Genomic DNA, 15,358 nt, shown 5'->3' with positions numbered 1-15,358 from the left:
AGTTATGATTTATGTCTTCACTTATTAGTTTATTGCCATTAGTCTTACTGTTTGTAGTGATGTGGTTATTTATGATTCGTCCACAACAAAAACGTGCGAAAGAGCATCGCCAAATGGTTGAACAATTACAAGCAGGTCAACGTGTGACTACAATCGGCGGCATCAAAGGTACAGTTCGTGCAGTAGATGAAACATCAGCGGTTATTACTGTAAACGGTAAAGGTACAGAATTGACTTTTGAAAAGCAAGCCATTAAGCAAGTTGACCCTTCATAAACATTGATTGTATCCGTAAGTTTGCATACAATAAAGGACATGGCTTAACACCATGTCTTTTTTATTGGTTGCTCAAAATGACTTGCACTAAACGGAATAATTCAAGTATGCTTGTGACATAAGATTAAATGAGGTGTTCATGTGAAAAAAGTAAGTAGACTGATTACCTTTATATTACTTGTAGTACTCTTGTTTGCGGGCATGAGTGCGACATATAAAAGTGTAATCAAAAATGTTAACTTAGGACTTGACCTTCAAGGTGGATTTGAAGTGTTGTACCAAGTTAATCCCCTTGGAGATGGTGAAAAAATTGATAACACTGCAGTACAATCGACAGCTAAAACGTTAGAACGTCGTGTCAATGTTCTCGGGGTATCAGAACCTAAAATTCAAGTTGAAGATCAAAACCGAATCCGCGTTCAGCTGGCAGGGGTACAAGACCAAAACCAAGCGCGTAAAATTTTGTCTTCACAAGCGAACTTAACGATTCGTGATGCAGATGACAAAGTTTTATTAACAGGTAAAGATCTTGTGCAAGGTTCAGCTAAGCAAGAGTTTAAACAAAATACGAATCAACCCGCTGTGACTTTCAAATTAAAAGACAGTGATAAGTTTAAAAAAGTGACAGAAGAAATTTCTAAAAAGCAAGAAAATGTGATGGTCGTTTGGTTAGATTTCGAAAAAGGCGACAGTTATGAAAAAGAAAAAACGAAAGAAGATCCTAAATTTATTTCTGCCGCTTCTGTAAACCAACCGATCAATTCGACTAACGTTGAAATTTCTGGTGGGTTCCAAGGTGAAAAAGGTATTTCTGAAGCGAAACAAATTGCTGACTTATTAAATTCAGGTTCACTTCCTGTAGAATTAAAAGAAATTTACTCAACATCAGTAGGTGCGCAATTTGGACAAGATGCTTTAGATAAAACAATTAATGCATCTATGATTGGTATCGGCATTATTTTCTTATTTATGCTACTATTCTATCGCTTACCAGGTATTGTAGCTGTGATTACGTTAACGACGTACATTTACTTAACTATGGTTGCATTTAACTTTATTTCTGGTGTGCTGACATTACCAGGCTTAGCCGCACTCGTTCTTGGTGTCGGGATGGCCGTCGATGCAAACATCATTATGTACGAACGGATTAAAGACGAAATTCGTATCGGTCGCACATTAAAGCAAGCGTATAAGAAAGCGAATAAAAGTTCGTTTATTACAATTCTCGATGCCAACTTAACTACTGTATTAGCGGCAGCGGTACTTTTCTTCTTTGGTGAAAGTTCAGTCAAAGGTTTCGCGACGATGTTATTACTTGCGATTCTGATGAGTTTCGTAACAGCTGTATTTTTAACACGTGTTTTATTATCACTCGTGGTACATTCTAATGTCTTTAAGAAAAAATTATGGTGGTTTGGTGTTAAACAATCACAAATTCATGATATTAACAAAGGTTATGATGTGCATGAATTAAGCACGCCTTATGATAAAGTAGATTTCATGAAATGGGCAAAACCGTTATTTGCATTGAGTGGCGTCGTGATTGTAGCAGGTGTCATCATTCTTGCGATATTCAAGTTGAATTTAGGGATTGATTTTACATCAGGTACACGTGTTGACTTACAAAGTAACCAAAAATTGACACAAGCACAAGTTGAAAAAACGATGGAATCGATTGATCTTAAACCAAATCAACTATCTATCGGTGGTAGCAATAATGAAAATGCTTCAATGCAATTTAAACGTGACTTGAATAAAGATGAAGTCGCAAAAGTAACAGATACATTGAAATCGCAATATGGTAAAGAACCGTCAGTCAATACGGTTTCACCAGTCATTGGACAAGAATTAGCGAAAAATGCGATGTTAGCCGTAATTATTGCTTCAATCGGCATGATCATTTACATTTCGTTACGTTTCGAATGGCGTATGGGTATTGCCTCTATCATATCCTTGCTACATGATGCATTTATGATTATTGCGGTCTTCAGTTTGTTCAGACTAGAGGTTGACATTACGTTTATTGCAGCGGTACTGACGATTATCGGTTATTCGATCAATGATACGATTGTAACGTTTGACCGTGTACGTGAGATGTTATCGAAAATAAAAGTCATTACGAAAGAGGACCAAATTGACTACATTGTTAATAGTTCTATTCGCCAAACATTGACGCGTTCCATTAATACAGTGTTGACAGTAGTCATCGTGGTTATCGCCTTACTCGTGTTAGGTGCGTCAAGTATTTTCAACTTCTCACTCGCGCTATTAATCGGACTATTGTCTGGTGTATATTCTTCAATCATTATTGCCGTACCACTATGGGGCATGTTGAAGAAACGCGAATTACGTAAATCACCTCATCATAAACTTGTCGTGTATAAACGTAAACGTACGAATGAAGAAAAAGTATTAGTATAGATTTCACACATTTTACAAAGAGGGGTTAAGACTGATCAGATGTCTTAGCCTCTCGTTCTTTTTATTCTGATGAATTTTCGATATAATACTGTGTGGAGAAAGTGGCGGTGAATGATATGATAAAATCTAAATTTCAATGGCAAACCGATACAAATCGTCAATCGATGGACGACGTATTGGTTGAACAATATAAATTAACCCCTTTGATGCGCTATATTTTAGAAAGTAAAGGCTATACTGAGGCAACACAACTCGCACAAGTGCTATCAGCTTCTAAAGACAATATGCATAATCCAAGTTTGATGAGTGACATGGATAAAGCCGTCAAACGTATACATACAGCGATTCAAAATCAAGAAAAAATTTTAGTGTACGGGGATTATGACGCAGATGGTGTGACGTCTACAACGATTATGGTCAAGACACTCCAGCAACTTGGAGCAATTGTTGGTTGGTATATTCCTAACCGTTTTACTGAAGGCTACGGCCCGAGTGAGCCTGCGTTCAAAAATGCGTATGATGAAGGGGTTTCTCTCATCATTACGGTAGATAATGGCATACAAGGTCATACAGAAATTGAAATGGTTCAAAATTTAGGTGTGGATGTCATTGTAACTGATCACCATGAAATAGGTGATACATTACCAGCGGCGTATGCGATTGTTCACCCGATGCATCCAGATTATGACTATCCATTTATTAGCTTGTGTGGTGCCGGTGTAGCATTGAAATTAGCTCAAAGTTTGCTCGGGGATGTTCCGAATATATTTTGGGTTTATGCCATGATAGGTACCATTGCGGATCTTGTTTCTTTAACAGATGAAAATCGCTTTATTGTTCAACATGGTTTGCAATTATTGAATGAAAGTCCACCCGTTTCAATTGCGGCTATCCTCAATCAAGCGCAATTTAATGATACAGTGACTGAAGAAACGATCGGCTTTATCATTGGACCGAGGTTAAATGCTGTAGGACGGTTAGACGATGCGGCACTTGCGGCAGAATTGCTCATGACAGATGATGCAGAAGAAGCACTCTTTTTAGCTGAGCAAGTCGAACATTTCAATGTTGAACGGAAAGATATTGTACAAACGATTGTTGATGAAGCTATGGTCATGGCTGAAGATGCAATCCAAGCAGGCGAACACTTTTTAGTTCTCGCAAAAGAAGACTGGCATGAAGGCGTCCTGGGAATTGTTGCCTCAAGAATTGTGGAAACCTTCCATTTACCAACAATGGTATTAAATATTGACCACGAACAACAACATGCAAAAGGTTCTTCTCGTAGTATTACGCAAGTGTCAATGTTTGAAGCATTATCATCACAACAAACATTAATTTCAAAATTTGGTGGACACCATATGGCGGCAGGTTTAACTTTACCTATCGACCAAGTTTCTGCATTGCGTGAAGGATTAAACGATTGGATGCGCACGCACATTGATACGACCGCGTTACAACCGATTCAAAAAGTGGACGTCACTATAGATGTTGGTCACATTACAGTGGAACAAATTCAATCCATTGAGCGTTTACGACCGTTTGGGACAGATTTTAAACGACCGATTATTCAAGTTAACGGTCTGACTGTGTTACAAAGTAAAGGTATTGGACAACAACAAGCGCACTTAAAGATGACCTTTGTCGAACAAAACTTACAAGCATTATTTTGGAATCAAGGTGCGTTATCAAGTGAGTTAATGCCTAACCAACATGTTGATGTCACAGGCGAACTTCAGATTAATGAATGGAATGGCAATCGTACGGCACAAATGGTTTTAACAGATATGAAAAGTAATGAACGTCAAATTTTAGATTATCGTAGTAAAAATAAACGTTTGCCAGTATTTGAGGATGATCAACATGTTTGTTATTTAATCCATCCGAATCAAGACAAAACATCAGCGCATGAATATTACTACGGTGAAAACATACCACAGCAGTATGACAAATGTGTGATGCGTGACTTACCTTTAACGATGGAGGATATTAAGTTATCTTGTCATTATTTAAATACATCTCAAGTGTATTTAGTGTTTCAACATGACCGTTCGATTTATTTTGAAGGATTACCACAGCCTGCAGATTTAAAAAATTGTTATAAAGCATTGTATCAAAAAGGACAAACCGATTTACAAAAAGACGGGGTGGCTTTAAGTCAATTTATTAACGTTAAACCGATGATGCTCAAATTTATTTTAAAAGTTTTCCTTGATCTTGGAATCATTTCTCAAAAAAATGGTATAATCGAGATTGTGCATTCAACAGATAAACAACCCATCACCTCTAGCCGTGTTTATCAAGCGCGTGTACAGCGGATTGAGGTAGAGAAGCAGTTACTTTATGAAGAATTTGGCGCCATTAAGTCTTGGATAGAAAATGAATTGGCACGGAATGAATGAGGAGGATTTTAATGGACTTAAAACAATATGTATCAGAAGTAAAAGATTGGCCAAAAGCAGGGGTTAATTTTAAAGATATTACGACAATTATGGATAACGGTGAAGCATACGGATATGCCACAGATCAAATCGTTAAGTTTGCGAAAGAAAAAAATGTAGATATCGTCGTTGGACCAGAAGCTCGTGGTTTTATTATCGGTTGTCCAGTGGCCTATGCGATGGGGATTGGATTCGCACCTGTACGTAAAGAAGGGAAATTACCACGTGAAGTCATTCGCTATGAATATGATTTAGAGTACGGTAGTAATGTATTAACGATGCATGCAGATGCGATTAAACCTGGTCAACGTGTCTTAATTACAGACGATTTATTGGCGACAGGTGGCACAATCGAAGCGGCGATCAATCTCGTTGAAAAACAAGGTGGTATCGTTGCGGGTATTGCATTTATTATTGAGCTTACGTATTTAAATGGTATGGAGAAAATTAAAGATTATGATGTAATGTGCTTAATTAAATATGACGAATAATTGTTAATATGTTCAAACAACTTCATGCAGTGATGTGTGGAGTTGTTTTTATTTATCAAGAAAAGGATAAGTTTGTGAGGTATATACGAGTATCTTGACTTGAATGATATTGTGTTGTTCTTTATCACTTCTCATATCGAACTTTGGTGTCATTTTTCCTTTTATCGTTCGCAGACTCTTGGCACAAAACAGGGCTTTTTCGTTATAAATGATATATTTTGATGGCTTTCTGTACGGAAAATGAAAGATATTTTATAAATTACGGACTTTCTCTGAATAATGCGTTATGATTCGGTTCAATTATTTCAAATCATGTAGTATGATAGTATTATTATTGATAACGTGGGGGTGACCATATGAATAACGAATATCCATATAGTGTTGACGAAGTTTTACATAAAGCGAAACAATATTTAGATAAAGAGCAGTATGAATACGTGCTTAAAAGTTATCATATCGCTTATAAGGCACACGAAGGACAATTTCGTAAAAACGGTTTACCATATATTATGCACCCCATCCAAGTCGCAGGTATCCTAACAGAAATGCATCTTGATGGGCCTACGATTGTTGCTGGTTTTTTACATGATGTGATTGAAGACACGCCATATACTTTTGATGATGTCGCGGAAATGTTTAATGTAGAAATTGCAACGATTGTAGATGGCGTAACCAAATTGAAAAAGGTGAAGTACCGTTCTAAAGAAGAGCAACAAGCTGAAAATCATAGAAAATTATTTATTGCCATCGCTAAAGACGTGCGTGTCATTTTAGTGAAATTGGCAGACCGTTTACATAATATGCGAACATTGCGTGCGATGCCACGTGAGAAACAAATTCGCATTTCTAAAGAGACGTTAGAGATTTATGCGCCATTAGCACATCGTTTAGGGATTAATACAATTAAATGGGAACTTGAAGACATTGCTTTAAGGTATATTGACAATGTACAGTATTTCAGAATCGTTAATCTCATGAAGAAAAAGCGGAGTGAGCGTGAGGCGTATATTGAAAATGCGATTGAAAATATCCGCAAAGAAATGGATATTATGGATATTGCTGGTGATATTAATGGCCGTCCGAAACATATTTATAGTATTTATCGCAAAATGATGAAGCAAAAAAAGCAATTCGATCAAATTTTTGATTTACTTGCTGTCCGCGTCATCGTCCATTCGATTAAAGATTGTTATGCTGTTTTAGGCCTGGTACATACTCTATGGAAACCGATGCCAGGGCGTTTTAAAGATTATATTGCGATGCCAAAGCAAAATATGTATCAATCTCTGCATACGACTGTAGTAGGCCCTAATGGAGATCCCCTTGAAATTCAAATTCGTACTTTTGAGATGCACGAAATTGCAGAACATGGTGTTGCGGCACACTGGGCTTATAAAGAAGGCAAGCAAGTTGATAAAGACAACGAAAACTATAATAAAAAGTTAAACTGGTTAAAAGATATTGCAGAAACGGATCATACGTCCTCAGATGCCCAAGAATTTATCGAGTCGATGAAGTTCGATTTACAAAGTGATAAAGTGTATGCTTTTACGCCGGCAAGTGATGTCATCGAGTTACCTTATGGTGCAGTACCTATTGATTTTGCGTATGCCATTCATAGTGAAGTGGGAAATAAAATGATTGGTGCCAAAGTTAACGGAAAAATTGTACCGATTGATTATGTACTCCAAACTGGGGACATTGTTGAAATTCGTACGAGTAAACATTCGTATGGCCCAAGTCGAGATTGGTTAAAAATTGTCCGTTCTTCAAGTGCGAAAAGTAAGATAAAAAGTTTCTTCAAAAAGCAAGACCGCTCGTCCAATATTGAAAAAGGGAAGTTTATGGTCGAAGCAGAATTGAAAGAACAAGGATTTAGACCAGAAGAGTTATTAACTGAAAAAAATATTAAGATTGTGAATGATAAATACAATTTCGCTAATGAAGACGATTTATATGCTTCAGTTGGATTTGGTGGTGTGACAGCACTACAAATTGTAAATAAACTGTCTGAGCGCTTACGCATTGAACATAAACAAAAAGCATTGAATCAAGCGCAAGAAGTGACAAAAGCTGCACCGATTAAAGATTCGATTACGACAGATTCAGGCGTCTATGTAGAAGGACTAGATAATGTGCTTATTAAATTATCAAAATGCTGTAATCCGATTCCTGGTGACCGAATTGTCGGCTATATTACGAAAGGTCATGGCATTAAAGTTCATCGTACAGATTGCCCGAATATTAAAAACGAAAATGAACGTTTAATCGATGTAGAATGGGTGAAATCTAAAGATGCTTCACAAAAATATCAAGTTGATTTAGAAGTGACTGCATATGATCGCAATGGCTTACTCAATGAGGTACTTCAAGCAGTGAACAGTACTTCAAGTCAATTGATAAAAGTCGCAGGAAAATCGGACGTCGATAGAAATGCTGTTATTAATTTAAGTATTATGGTAAAAAATGTACATGAAGTTTATAAAGTTGCAGATAAAATTAAACAACTCGGGGATATTTACACAGTGACGCGAGTTTGGAATTAGGAGTGCATAAGGATGAAAATCGTTGTACAAAGAGTTCAATCTGCAAGTGTGAAAAATCATCAAATAGAGCGCACAATACAACAAGGATTTTGTCTACTCGTCGGTATTGGTGAAGGGGACACTCAAGCAGATGCGAAAGTTTTAGCGAAAAAAATTGCGAACTCTCGAATTTTTGAAGATGAGAACGAAAAACTTAATTTAAATATTCAACAAATCAATGGCGAGATTTTATCTATTTCGCAATTTACATTGTATGCGGATGTGAGAAAAGGAAATCGCCCAGGTTTTACACAAGCGATGGCACCTGATCAAGCAAATGAACTGTATGAGTATTTTAATGACCAGCTACGTGCATTTCAAATTCCAGTTGAGACAGGTGAATTTGGAACAGATATGCTTGTCAGTATACAAAATGATGGTCCTGTAACGATTATTTATGAGAGTGTAGATGGCAAAGTCGTATGAAAAAGGTTGATCAGTGGTTAAAACAAAAACGCATCCATCCGCAACGTTTTTATGGCGCGTGCTTCACGATTGCATTAGTGGGCATTCTTGTCGTGTCATATTTTGTGTTGAGGCATAGTGATGATGATCATATCAATTTAATCGAGGACGCGGAAATACGAACAGGTCCAAACGCAGCGTATCCAGTACTGTATCAAGTGCATAAAGGCGATGAATTTCTTCAAATTGGTAAGCAAGGTAAATGGATTGAAGTCCGTTCAGCTAATGGCAAGCAAAAGGGATGGATTGCGGGATGGCATACGAATCTCGACATACCCGCAGATGTCAATCCACATGCGAATCCATTGAGAGATAAAACGATTGTCCTTGATCCAGGTCATGGGGGTAGCGATCAAGGTGCTTCGAGTCGACAAGGTGACAAAACTTTAGAAAAAGATATCACATTGAAAACAGGGTTAGAACTGAAATCGTTGCTTGAAAAGAAGGGCGCAAAAGTGAAAATGACGCGTTCAACGGATGAATATGTTAAATTAAAAGACCGTAATCTTAAAGGTGATGTTTTTATTAGTATTCATAATGATGCTCTAGAAACACCGAATGCCAATGGTGCGACTGTCTATTGGTTTCATGAGCAACAAGAAGGTCTCGCGCAAACATTAAATGCAAGCATACAAAAGAAAGCAATGTTATCGAATAGAGGCACGAGACAAGAAAATTATCAAGTGTTACGACAAACAGAAATGCCTGCAGTGTTACTTGAACTGGGTTATATTAGTAACCCGACTGACACCGTGATGATGAAAGACAAAAATCATCGTCAAATCGTTGAACAAGCGATTGTCGACGGGTTAGAAAGTTATTTTTTAAGTTAATGTCTTGAAACTAATTGAAAAAACAGGTATGATTAACAATGAATTTTATATTTAACACCGTTTGTATTCTTGAATGAACTAAGCAACCAACGATGTCAGAAGAGAGTCTATCCAATGGCTGAAAGATAGACCGTCGTGCTTAGTGAGATGAACACAAGGAAAGGTACTTTATGAAAGTAAGGTCGTGTCGCTCGCGTTAAGAGCCTAGAGTGAAGAACAGTCTCTATTTGATTGTTCTTAATTAGGGTGGCAACACGGCATAATAAAGTACGTCCCTTGTATGTTTAGTGCATACAGGGGGCATTTTTTTATTCGCACAAATGGCTGAAGTTAAGAATAGAGATGAAAAGGAGCGATAAAGATGATTCACATTCCACGTGGGACACAAGATATTTTACCTGAAGAAACGACAAAGTGGCGCTATATCGAAAACCAATTGCACAAATTGATGGAAGTTTATAATTATCAAGAAATCAGAACGCCTATTTTTGAAAGTACCGATTTATTTGCGCGCGGTGTGGGGGACTCTACCGATGTTGTACAAAAGGAAATGTACACGTTCAAAGATAAAGGTGATCGTAGTATTACGTTACGTCCTGAGGGAACAGCTGCGGTCGTACGTAGCTATATTGAAAATAAAATGCAAGGCTTACCGAACCAGCCGGTGAAATTGTATTATAATGGTCCAATGTTTCGCTATGAAAGAAAACAAAAGGGGCGTTACCGTCAATTTAATCAATTTGGCGTAGAAGCGATTGGTGCTGAAAACCCAAGTATGGATGCAGAAGTGCTAGCTATGGTCATGCACATTTATCAATCATTCGGTTTGAAAAAATTAAAATTAGTGATCAATAGTGTAGGGGATGCAGAGTCACGCGTGGATTATCAAAATGCATTACGTGAACATTTCCAACCAGTGATTCACAATTATTGTAAGGACTGTCAACAACGTATCAAAACGAATCCTATGCGTATTTTAGATTGTAAAGTGGATCGTCATCAGCCTGAAATTCAAACAGCTCCGTCAATTACTGACTTTTTAAATGATTACTCCAAAGATTATTTCGAAGCGGTCAAATCACACTTAGATCGTCTAGGTGTGCCTTATGAAGTGGATCCCAAATTAGTAAGAGGTTTGGATTACTACACGCACACTGCATTTGAATTGATGATGGATAATGAAGCCTATGATGGTGCGATTACGACTTTATGTGGTGGTGGCCGTTACAATGGCTTGCTTGAATTGTTAGATGGACCAAGCGAAACGGGTATCGGTTTTGCGTTAAGTATTGAAAGATTATTATTAGCACTAGAAGAAGAAGGGATTGAATTCCCACAAATGCAGCACATTGATTTGTTTGTAGCAACGATGGGAGAAAAAGCAGATGATTTCGCAGTAACACTTCTTAATCGCCTCAGACACGCTGGCATTTCAGTAGATAAAGATTATTTATCTCGCAAGTTAAAAGGTCAAATGAAACAAGCAGATCGATTGAATGCAACGTATACGATTGTGATTGGAGATCAAGAACTTGAAGCCGGGGAAGTCGCTGTGAAACATATGGCGACAGGTGAATCACAAACGATGAAATTTGAAGAAATAGAAAGTTATATTCATGGAGGTAAAGAATAATGGCAAAGCGCACGACATACTGTGGTTCAGTGACAGAAGAATTATTAGAACAAGAAGTTACGTTGAAAGGGTGGGTGCATAATCGTCGTGATTTAGGTGGCCTTATCTTTGTAGACGTAAGAGATAGAGAAGGTTATGTACAAGTCGTATTCAACCCAGCCTTTTCAAAAGAAGCGCTTGAAGTCGCTGAACGAATCCGCTCTGAATATGTTGTTGAAATTACAGGGACTGTTACAAAAAGAGACGATGAAACAATTAATCCTAAAATTAAAACAGGACAAGTGGAAGTTCAAGCGAAATCTATTGAAATAATTAATCAATCTGAAACACCACCGTTTTCAATTAATGAAGAAAATTTAAATGTTGATGAAAATATCCGTTTAAAATATCGTTACCTCGATTTACGTCGTGAAAAATTAGCGCAAACTTTTAAGATGCGTCACCAAATCACACGTTCAATCCGTCAATTTTTAGACGGCGATGGTTTCTATGATGTTGAAACGCCTGTATTAACAAAATCTACGCCAGAGGGTGCGCGTGACTATCTCGTGCCTTCACGTGTACATGACGGTGAATTTTATGCGTTACCACAATCACCACAATTGTTTAAACAACTGTTAATGATCAGTGGTTTTGATAAATATTACCAAATCGTCAAATGTTTCCGTGATGAAGACTTACGTGCTGACCGCCAACCTGAATTTACGCAAATCGATATTGAGATGAGCTTTGTTGAGCAAGAAGACGTGATGCAATTAGGTGAGGCGATGGTGAAAAACGTGCTAGCGGATGTAAAAGGCATTGAGATGACTGATGCCTTCCCACGCATGACGTATACTGAAGCAATGTCACGCTATGGTACAGATAAACCTGATACACGTTTTGGTATGGAGTTGTTAGACGTCTCAGAATTAGGTCAAATTATGGACTTCAAAGTATTCAAAGGTGCAGTGGAAAGTGGTGGTCAAGTGAAAGCGCTCGTTGTTGAAAATGCTGCAGCTGACTATACACGTAAAGATATTGACGGTTTAACAGAATTTGTAAATATTTATGGTGCCAAAGGTTTAGCATGGGTGAAAGTAGTAGAAGATGGTTTAAACGGTCCAATCGCTCGTTTCTTTGAAGACGCTCATGTTACGAAATTACAAGCATTAACAGGCGCTAAAGCAGGAGACTTAGTCTTATTTGTTGCTGATTCTAAAGATGTCGTTGCCCAAAGTTTAGGTGCATTGCGTAATAAACTTGGAAAAGAACGTGGACTCATTGACCCAGAACAATATAATTTCTTATGGGTGACAGATTGGCCATTACTTGAATACGATGAAGAAGCACGTCGTTACGTTGCAGCACACCATCCATTCACATCACCTAAAGTAGAAGATATTGATTTATTAGAAACAGCACCTGAACAAGCGCAAGCCCAAGCTTATGACCTTGTATTAAATGGTTTCGAATTAGGTGGTGGATCGATTCGTATTCATGATGGTGAACTTCAACAACGTATGTTTAAAGCATTAGGATTCTCTGATGAAGCAGCGCAAGAACAATTCGGTTTCTTATTAGATGCGTTTAAATATGGTGCGCCTCCACATGGCGGTATCGCTCTAGGTTTAGACCGTTTCGTCATGATTTTAAGTGGCCGTACAAACCTACGTGATACGATTGCGTTCCCTAAAACAGCATCTGCGACAGATTTAATGACAGATGCACCGAGTCCGGTATCAGAAAGACAATTAGACGAATTATCATTACGTATCAAACATTAATTTAAATACACAGTGTGCAAACTTTTTTCTTGAATAATCATTAAATTGTGATATGATTAATTCATAAGATAGTCATCTGTAGTGTTCGTAAGTTCGCTTTATGTATTTTGACCTAACACTCTTTGATCAGGGAGCCCAATGGGTTTTCTTGCAGCGCACACGCCTCTTTAGGAGGACGTGCAAAACAAGAAACAGGGCACCCACCTGTATATAGCAGGCCAAAATGATCAAGCACTTTACAACTACGGCATAACGGATCTATCGGTACGCAAGGCTTCGTGTCTTGCGTATTTTTTATGTGCTTATTTAAAATGGTATGTGAATTTGTAATTAAAGGAGTTTAATATGAAACATCAATTTTCTCGTAACGAACTGGCAATCGGACAAGAAGGGCTCAACAAATTAAAACAAACAACAGTCGCTGTATTAGGTGTCGGTGGGGTAGGTTCTTTTGCTGCAGAAGCTTTAGCGCGTACGAACATCGGGCATATTATTTTAATAGATAAAGATGATGTAGATATTACAAATGTAAACCGTCAATTGCATGCGTTAACGACAACAGTAGGACAAAGTAAAGTGAGTTTGATGGAAGAACGTATTCGCTTAATTAACCCTGATTGTAAAGTGACCCCATTACATATGTTTTACACGGAAGAAACGTACGAACAACTTTTTGAAGATTATGATATCGATTATGTTGTTGATGCGAGTGATACTATTATTTATAAAGTGCACTTAATGGAACAATGTTTAGCGCGGGACATTCAAATCATTTCTAGTATGGGTGCAGCGAACAAAACAGATCCAACACAATTTGAAATTGCTGACATTTCAAAAACACATACGGATCCTATCGCGCGTATCATTCGAAATAAATTAAAGCAAAAAGGGATTAAAAAGGGGGTTCCAGTTGTATTTTCAGGTGAAAGCCCAATTGTGATTCGTGAGGATGTGAAAGCGGTAGTTGGGGATGCGCAAGGTAAAAACCGTAAAGCACAAATGCCGCCATCATCCAATGCTTATGTGCCAAGTGTCGTCGGTTTAATTTGTGCAAGCTATGTATGTAATAACATTTTGAAAGATATTACTGTACAACGTATTAAAGATAAATAAAATGGATTTTTTAGACTGTATATTTTTAACGGTTGGTGACATATGCACTGACCGTTATTTTAATGCTTTCCAGGTATTTGTAAGTGAATATAAAAAACGCACGAAACAACACAATAATGTTGCTTAATGCGTTTTTGTTCTCACCCATTGACGTTGACAAAGAACTATAAGCAAAAAAAGGCGTTAAATTCTAAAAAAAGGATTTTAATGGCTTTTTTCTTGAAGGAACTGAGAGCTTATGTCCTAGTTTCTTTTTATTAAGAGAATTGAAAGTCATATCTTAGCGCTTTGATTCTCAAAATCTTTTGATGTTATCTGTTATTAACTATAAATTCATATAAATCATCTTTGAATAAAAAGCCTCCGGTACGACCACTATCTGCACCGTAATCACTGTTATGTATGCCTATAACTTGATTTTGACTGTCAAACACTGGAGAACCTGAGGAACCACGATACCCATCAAAATCGGCTACAAAAATTCGATCACTTTTAAATGCATAATCTAACAAATGGCCACTTGATCCCCACATCATATTCGTATTTCTATTTCCAGGATAGCCAGCAATATGTAAATTATTTTGCTCTGTTTTCATCCAATCTTTATTAATAAAATTTGCATTAGCAATATTGGCAGGCTTGACTACTTTGCTCAATGGTAAACTTCCATTTTTGCTTCTAACCGTTAGAATAGCAACATCATCATGCGCATTGGGAGGGTATTTCATGCCAGTGACTATGTATTCACCTAATAATTTTTTTCCATGATTACCACCATTCAATCCTAGTTTAAACACACTGCTATTTACTTTCATTTTTTTAGCCACATGCTTATTTGTCAGTACAGTATTATCACCAATTACAAAACCTGTCCCATAAACATTGCCTTCAAGCAATTTACCAACAACATTATGAGGTGGGCGATCAGAATCTTTAATTATATAACTATTGCCCTTTTCTGCAAAAGCGACGGGAGTAGAGGGGGTATTTTCATTTGGCATTACTAGAGTGATAAATAATACGACAATTAAAGCTAAATAACATTTCTTTGATTTTTTCATTTTATAAACCTCCTTTTGTAATTATAAATTATCATATAAAAAGATAAAATGCAAATAGTATTATTATTTTATATATTGATTTTTAATTCGAACAGTTGGAAATAAGGTATCAAATGACTATAAAACATATTAATGAACCCTGCGAAAGAAGCATATGTAATTAAAATCAAAAAAAACAGCCAATAAATGAAGTTTTTATAATGTCATTTATTGGCTGTTTTGTATTTGATTACTAAAAATATAAATAGTCGTTTCGTAATGAATGTGTCACAGA

The 15,358-nt window shown here is 37.1% G+C and carries 11 protein-coding genes and 1 other RNA gene; 11 read left to right on the top strand and 1 reads right to left on the bottom strand.

Going from position 1 to position 15,358, the window contains the following annotated elements; all coding sequences use genetic code 11:
• The first annotated feature begins 11 nt into the window (after window positions 1-11).
• The 11 genes from yajC (at window position 12) to BJK46_RS03855 (ending at window position 14,023) form a co-directional block, all read left to right on the top strand.
• Window positions 12-275, top strand: a complete 264-nt coding sequence (gene yajC, locus BJK46_RS03905; RefSeq protein ID WP_014613723.1) for a preprotein translocase subunit YajC — start codon at window positions 12-14, stop codon at window positions 273-275.
• A gap of 141 nt (window positions 276-416) precedes the next feature.
• On the top strand, window positions 417-2,696 hold the full coding sequence (gene secDF, locus BJK46_RS03900) for a protein translocase subunit SecDF (RefSeq protein WP_014613724.1): 2,280 nt from the start codon (window positions 417-419) through the stop codon (window positions 2,694-2,696).
• Between the two features lie 116 nt (window positions 2,697-2,812).
• Window positions 2,813-5,098, top strand: a complete 2,286-nt coding sequence (recJ, locus tag BJK46_RS03895) for a single-stranded-DNA-specific exonuclease RecJ (RefSeq protein WP_041614933.1) — start codon at window positions 2,813-2,815, stop codon at window positions 5,096-5,098.
• Between the two features lie 11 nt (window positions 5,099-5,109).
• A complete protein-coding gene (locus tag BJK46_RS03890) occupies window positions 5,110-5,628 on the top strand; it encodes an adenine phosphoribosyltransferase (RefSeq protein ID WP_014613726.1) in 519 nt (172 codons plus the stop codon).
• Between the two features lie 356 nt (window positions 5,629-5,984).
• The gene (locus BJK46_RS03885) at window positions 5,985-8,174 is read left to right on the top strand and encodes a RelA/SpoT family protein (protein ID WP_014613727.1); all 2,190 of its coding nucleotides are present in this window, start codon (window positions 5,985-5,987) and stop codon (window positions 8,172-8,174) included.
• A gap of 12 nt (window positions 8,175-8,186) precedes the next feature.
• Entirely contained in the window at window positions 8,187-8,639 is a 453-nt protein-coding gene (gene dtd, locus BJK46_RS03880) for a D-aminoacyl-tRNA deacylase (protein WP_014613728.1), read from the top strand.
• Window positions 8,636-9,511: an N-acetylmuramoyl-L-alanine amidase family protein gene (locus BJK46_RS03875; protein ID WP_014613729.1), complete on the top strand. Its 876-nt coding sequence runs from the start codon at window positions 8,636-8,638 to the stop codon at window positions 9,509-9,511. Before dtd ends, BJK46_RS03875 begins: the two co-directional genes overlap by 4 nt.
• 361 nt (window positions 9,512-9,872) lie before the next feature.
• Entirely contained in the window at window positions 9,873-11,144 is a 1,272-nt protein-coding gene (gene hisS / locus BJK46_RS03870; protein ID WP_014613730.1) for a histidine--tRNA ligase, read from the top strand.
• A complete protein-coding gene (gene aspS, locus BJK46_RS03865) occupies window positions 11,144-12,910 on the top strand; it encodes an aspartate--tRNA ligase (protein WP_014613731.1) in 1,767 nt (588 codons plus the stop codon). The genes hisS and aspS overlap by 1 nt, the downstream gene beginning before the upstream one ends.
• 70 nt (window positions 12,911-12,980) lie before the next feature.
• A non-coding RNA gene (ssrS, locus tag BJK46_RS03860) (6S RNA) lies at window positions 12,981-13,173 on the top strand.
• Between the two features lie 82 nt (window positions 13,174-13,255).
• Entirely contained in the window at window positions 13,256-14,023 is a 768-nt protein-coding gene (locus tag BJK46_RS03855; RefSeq protein ID WP_096535730.1) for a tRNA threonylcarbamoyladenosine dehydratase, read from the top strand.
• Window positions 14,024-14,334: 311 nt separating this feature from the next.
• On the opposite strand, the gene BJK46_RS03850 is transcribed toward BJK46_RS03855, so the two are convergent.
• A complete protein-coding gene (locus BJK46_RS03850; RefSeq protein ID WP_096535728.1) occupies window positions 14,335-15,084 on the bottom strand; it encodes a trypsin-like serine peptidase in 750 nt (249 codons plus the stop codon).
• Window positions 15,085-15,358 lie beyond the last annotated feature (274 nt).

Origin of the sequence: Staphylococcus pseudintermedius (assembly GCF_001792775.2) — a bacterium.
Lineage (GTDB): Bacteria > Bacillota > Bacilli > Staphylococcales > Staphylococcaceae > Staphylococcus > Staphylococcus pseudintermedius.
The sequence above is the reverse complement of the archived record's forward strand: the minus strand, read 5'-3'. Positions and strand labels throughout refer to the sequence as shown.

Bases quoted from the DNA above. Each gene is read 5' to 3' on its own strand.
- dtd (WP_014613728.1), top strand. From the start codon at position 8,187: ATGAAAATCGTTGTACAAAGAGTTCAATCTGCAAGTGTGAAAAATCAT.
- yajC (WP_014613723.1), top strand. From the start codon at position 12: ATGTCTTCACTTATTAGTTTATTGCCATTAGTCTTACTGTTTGTAGTG.
- BJK46_RS03855 (WP_096535730.1), top strand. From the start codon at position 13,256: ATGAAACATCAATTTTCTCGTAACGAACTGGCAATCGGACAAGAAGGG.
- BJK46_RS03890 (WP_014613726.1), top strand. From the start codon at position 5,110: ATGGACTTAAAACAATATGTATCAGAAGTAAAAGATTGGCCAAAAGCA.
- BJK46_RS03875 (WP_014613729.1), top strand. From the start codon at position 8,636: ATGAAAAAGGTTGATCAGTGGTTAAAACAAAAACGCATCCATCCGCAA.
- BJK46_RS03850 (WP_096535728.1), bottom strand. From the start codon at position 15,084: ATGAAAAAATCAAAGAAATGTTATTTAGCTTTAATTGTCGTATTATTT.
- recJ (WP_041614933.1), top strand. From the start codon at position 2,813: ATGATAAAATCTAAATTTCAATGGCAAACCGATACAAATCGTCAATCG.
- hisS (WP_014613730.1), top strand. From the start codon at position 9,873: ATGATTCACATTCCACGTGGGACACAAGATATTTTACCTGAAGAAACG.
- aspS (WP_014613731.1), top strand. From the start codon at position 11,144: ATGGCAAAGCGCACGACATACTGTGGTTCAGTGACAGAAGAATTATTA.
- BJK46_RS03885 (WP_014613727.1), top strand. From the start codon at position 5,985: ATGAATAACGAATATCCATATAGTGTTGACGAAGTTTTACATAAAGCG.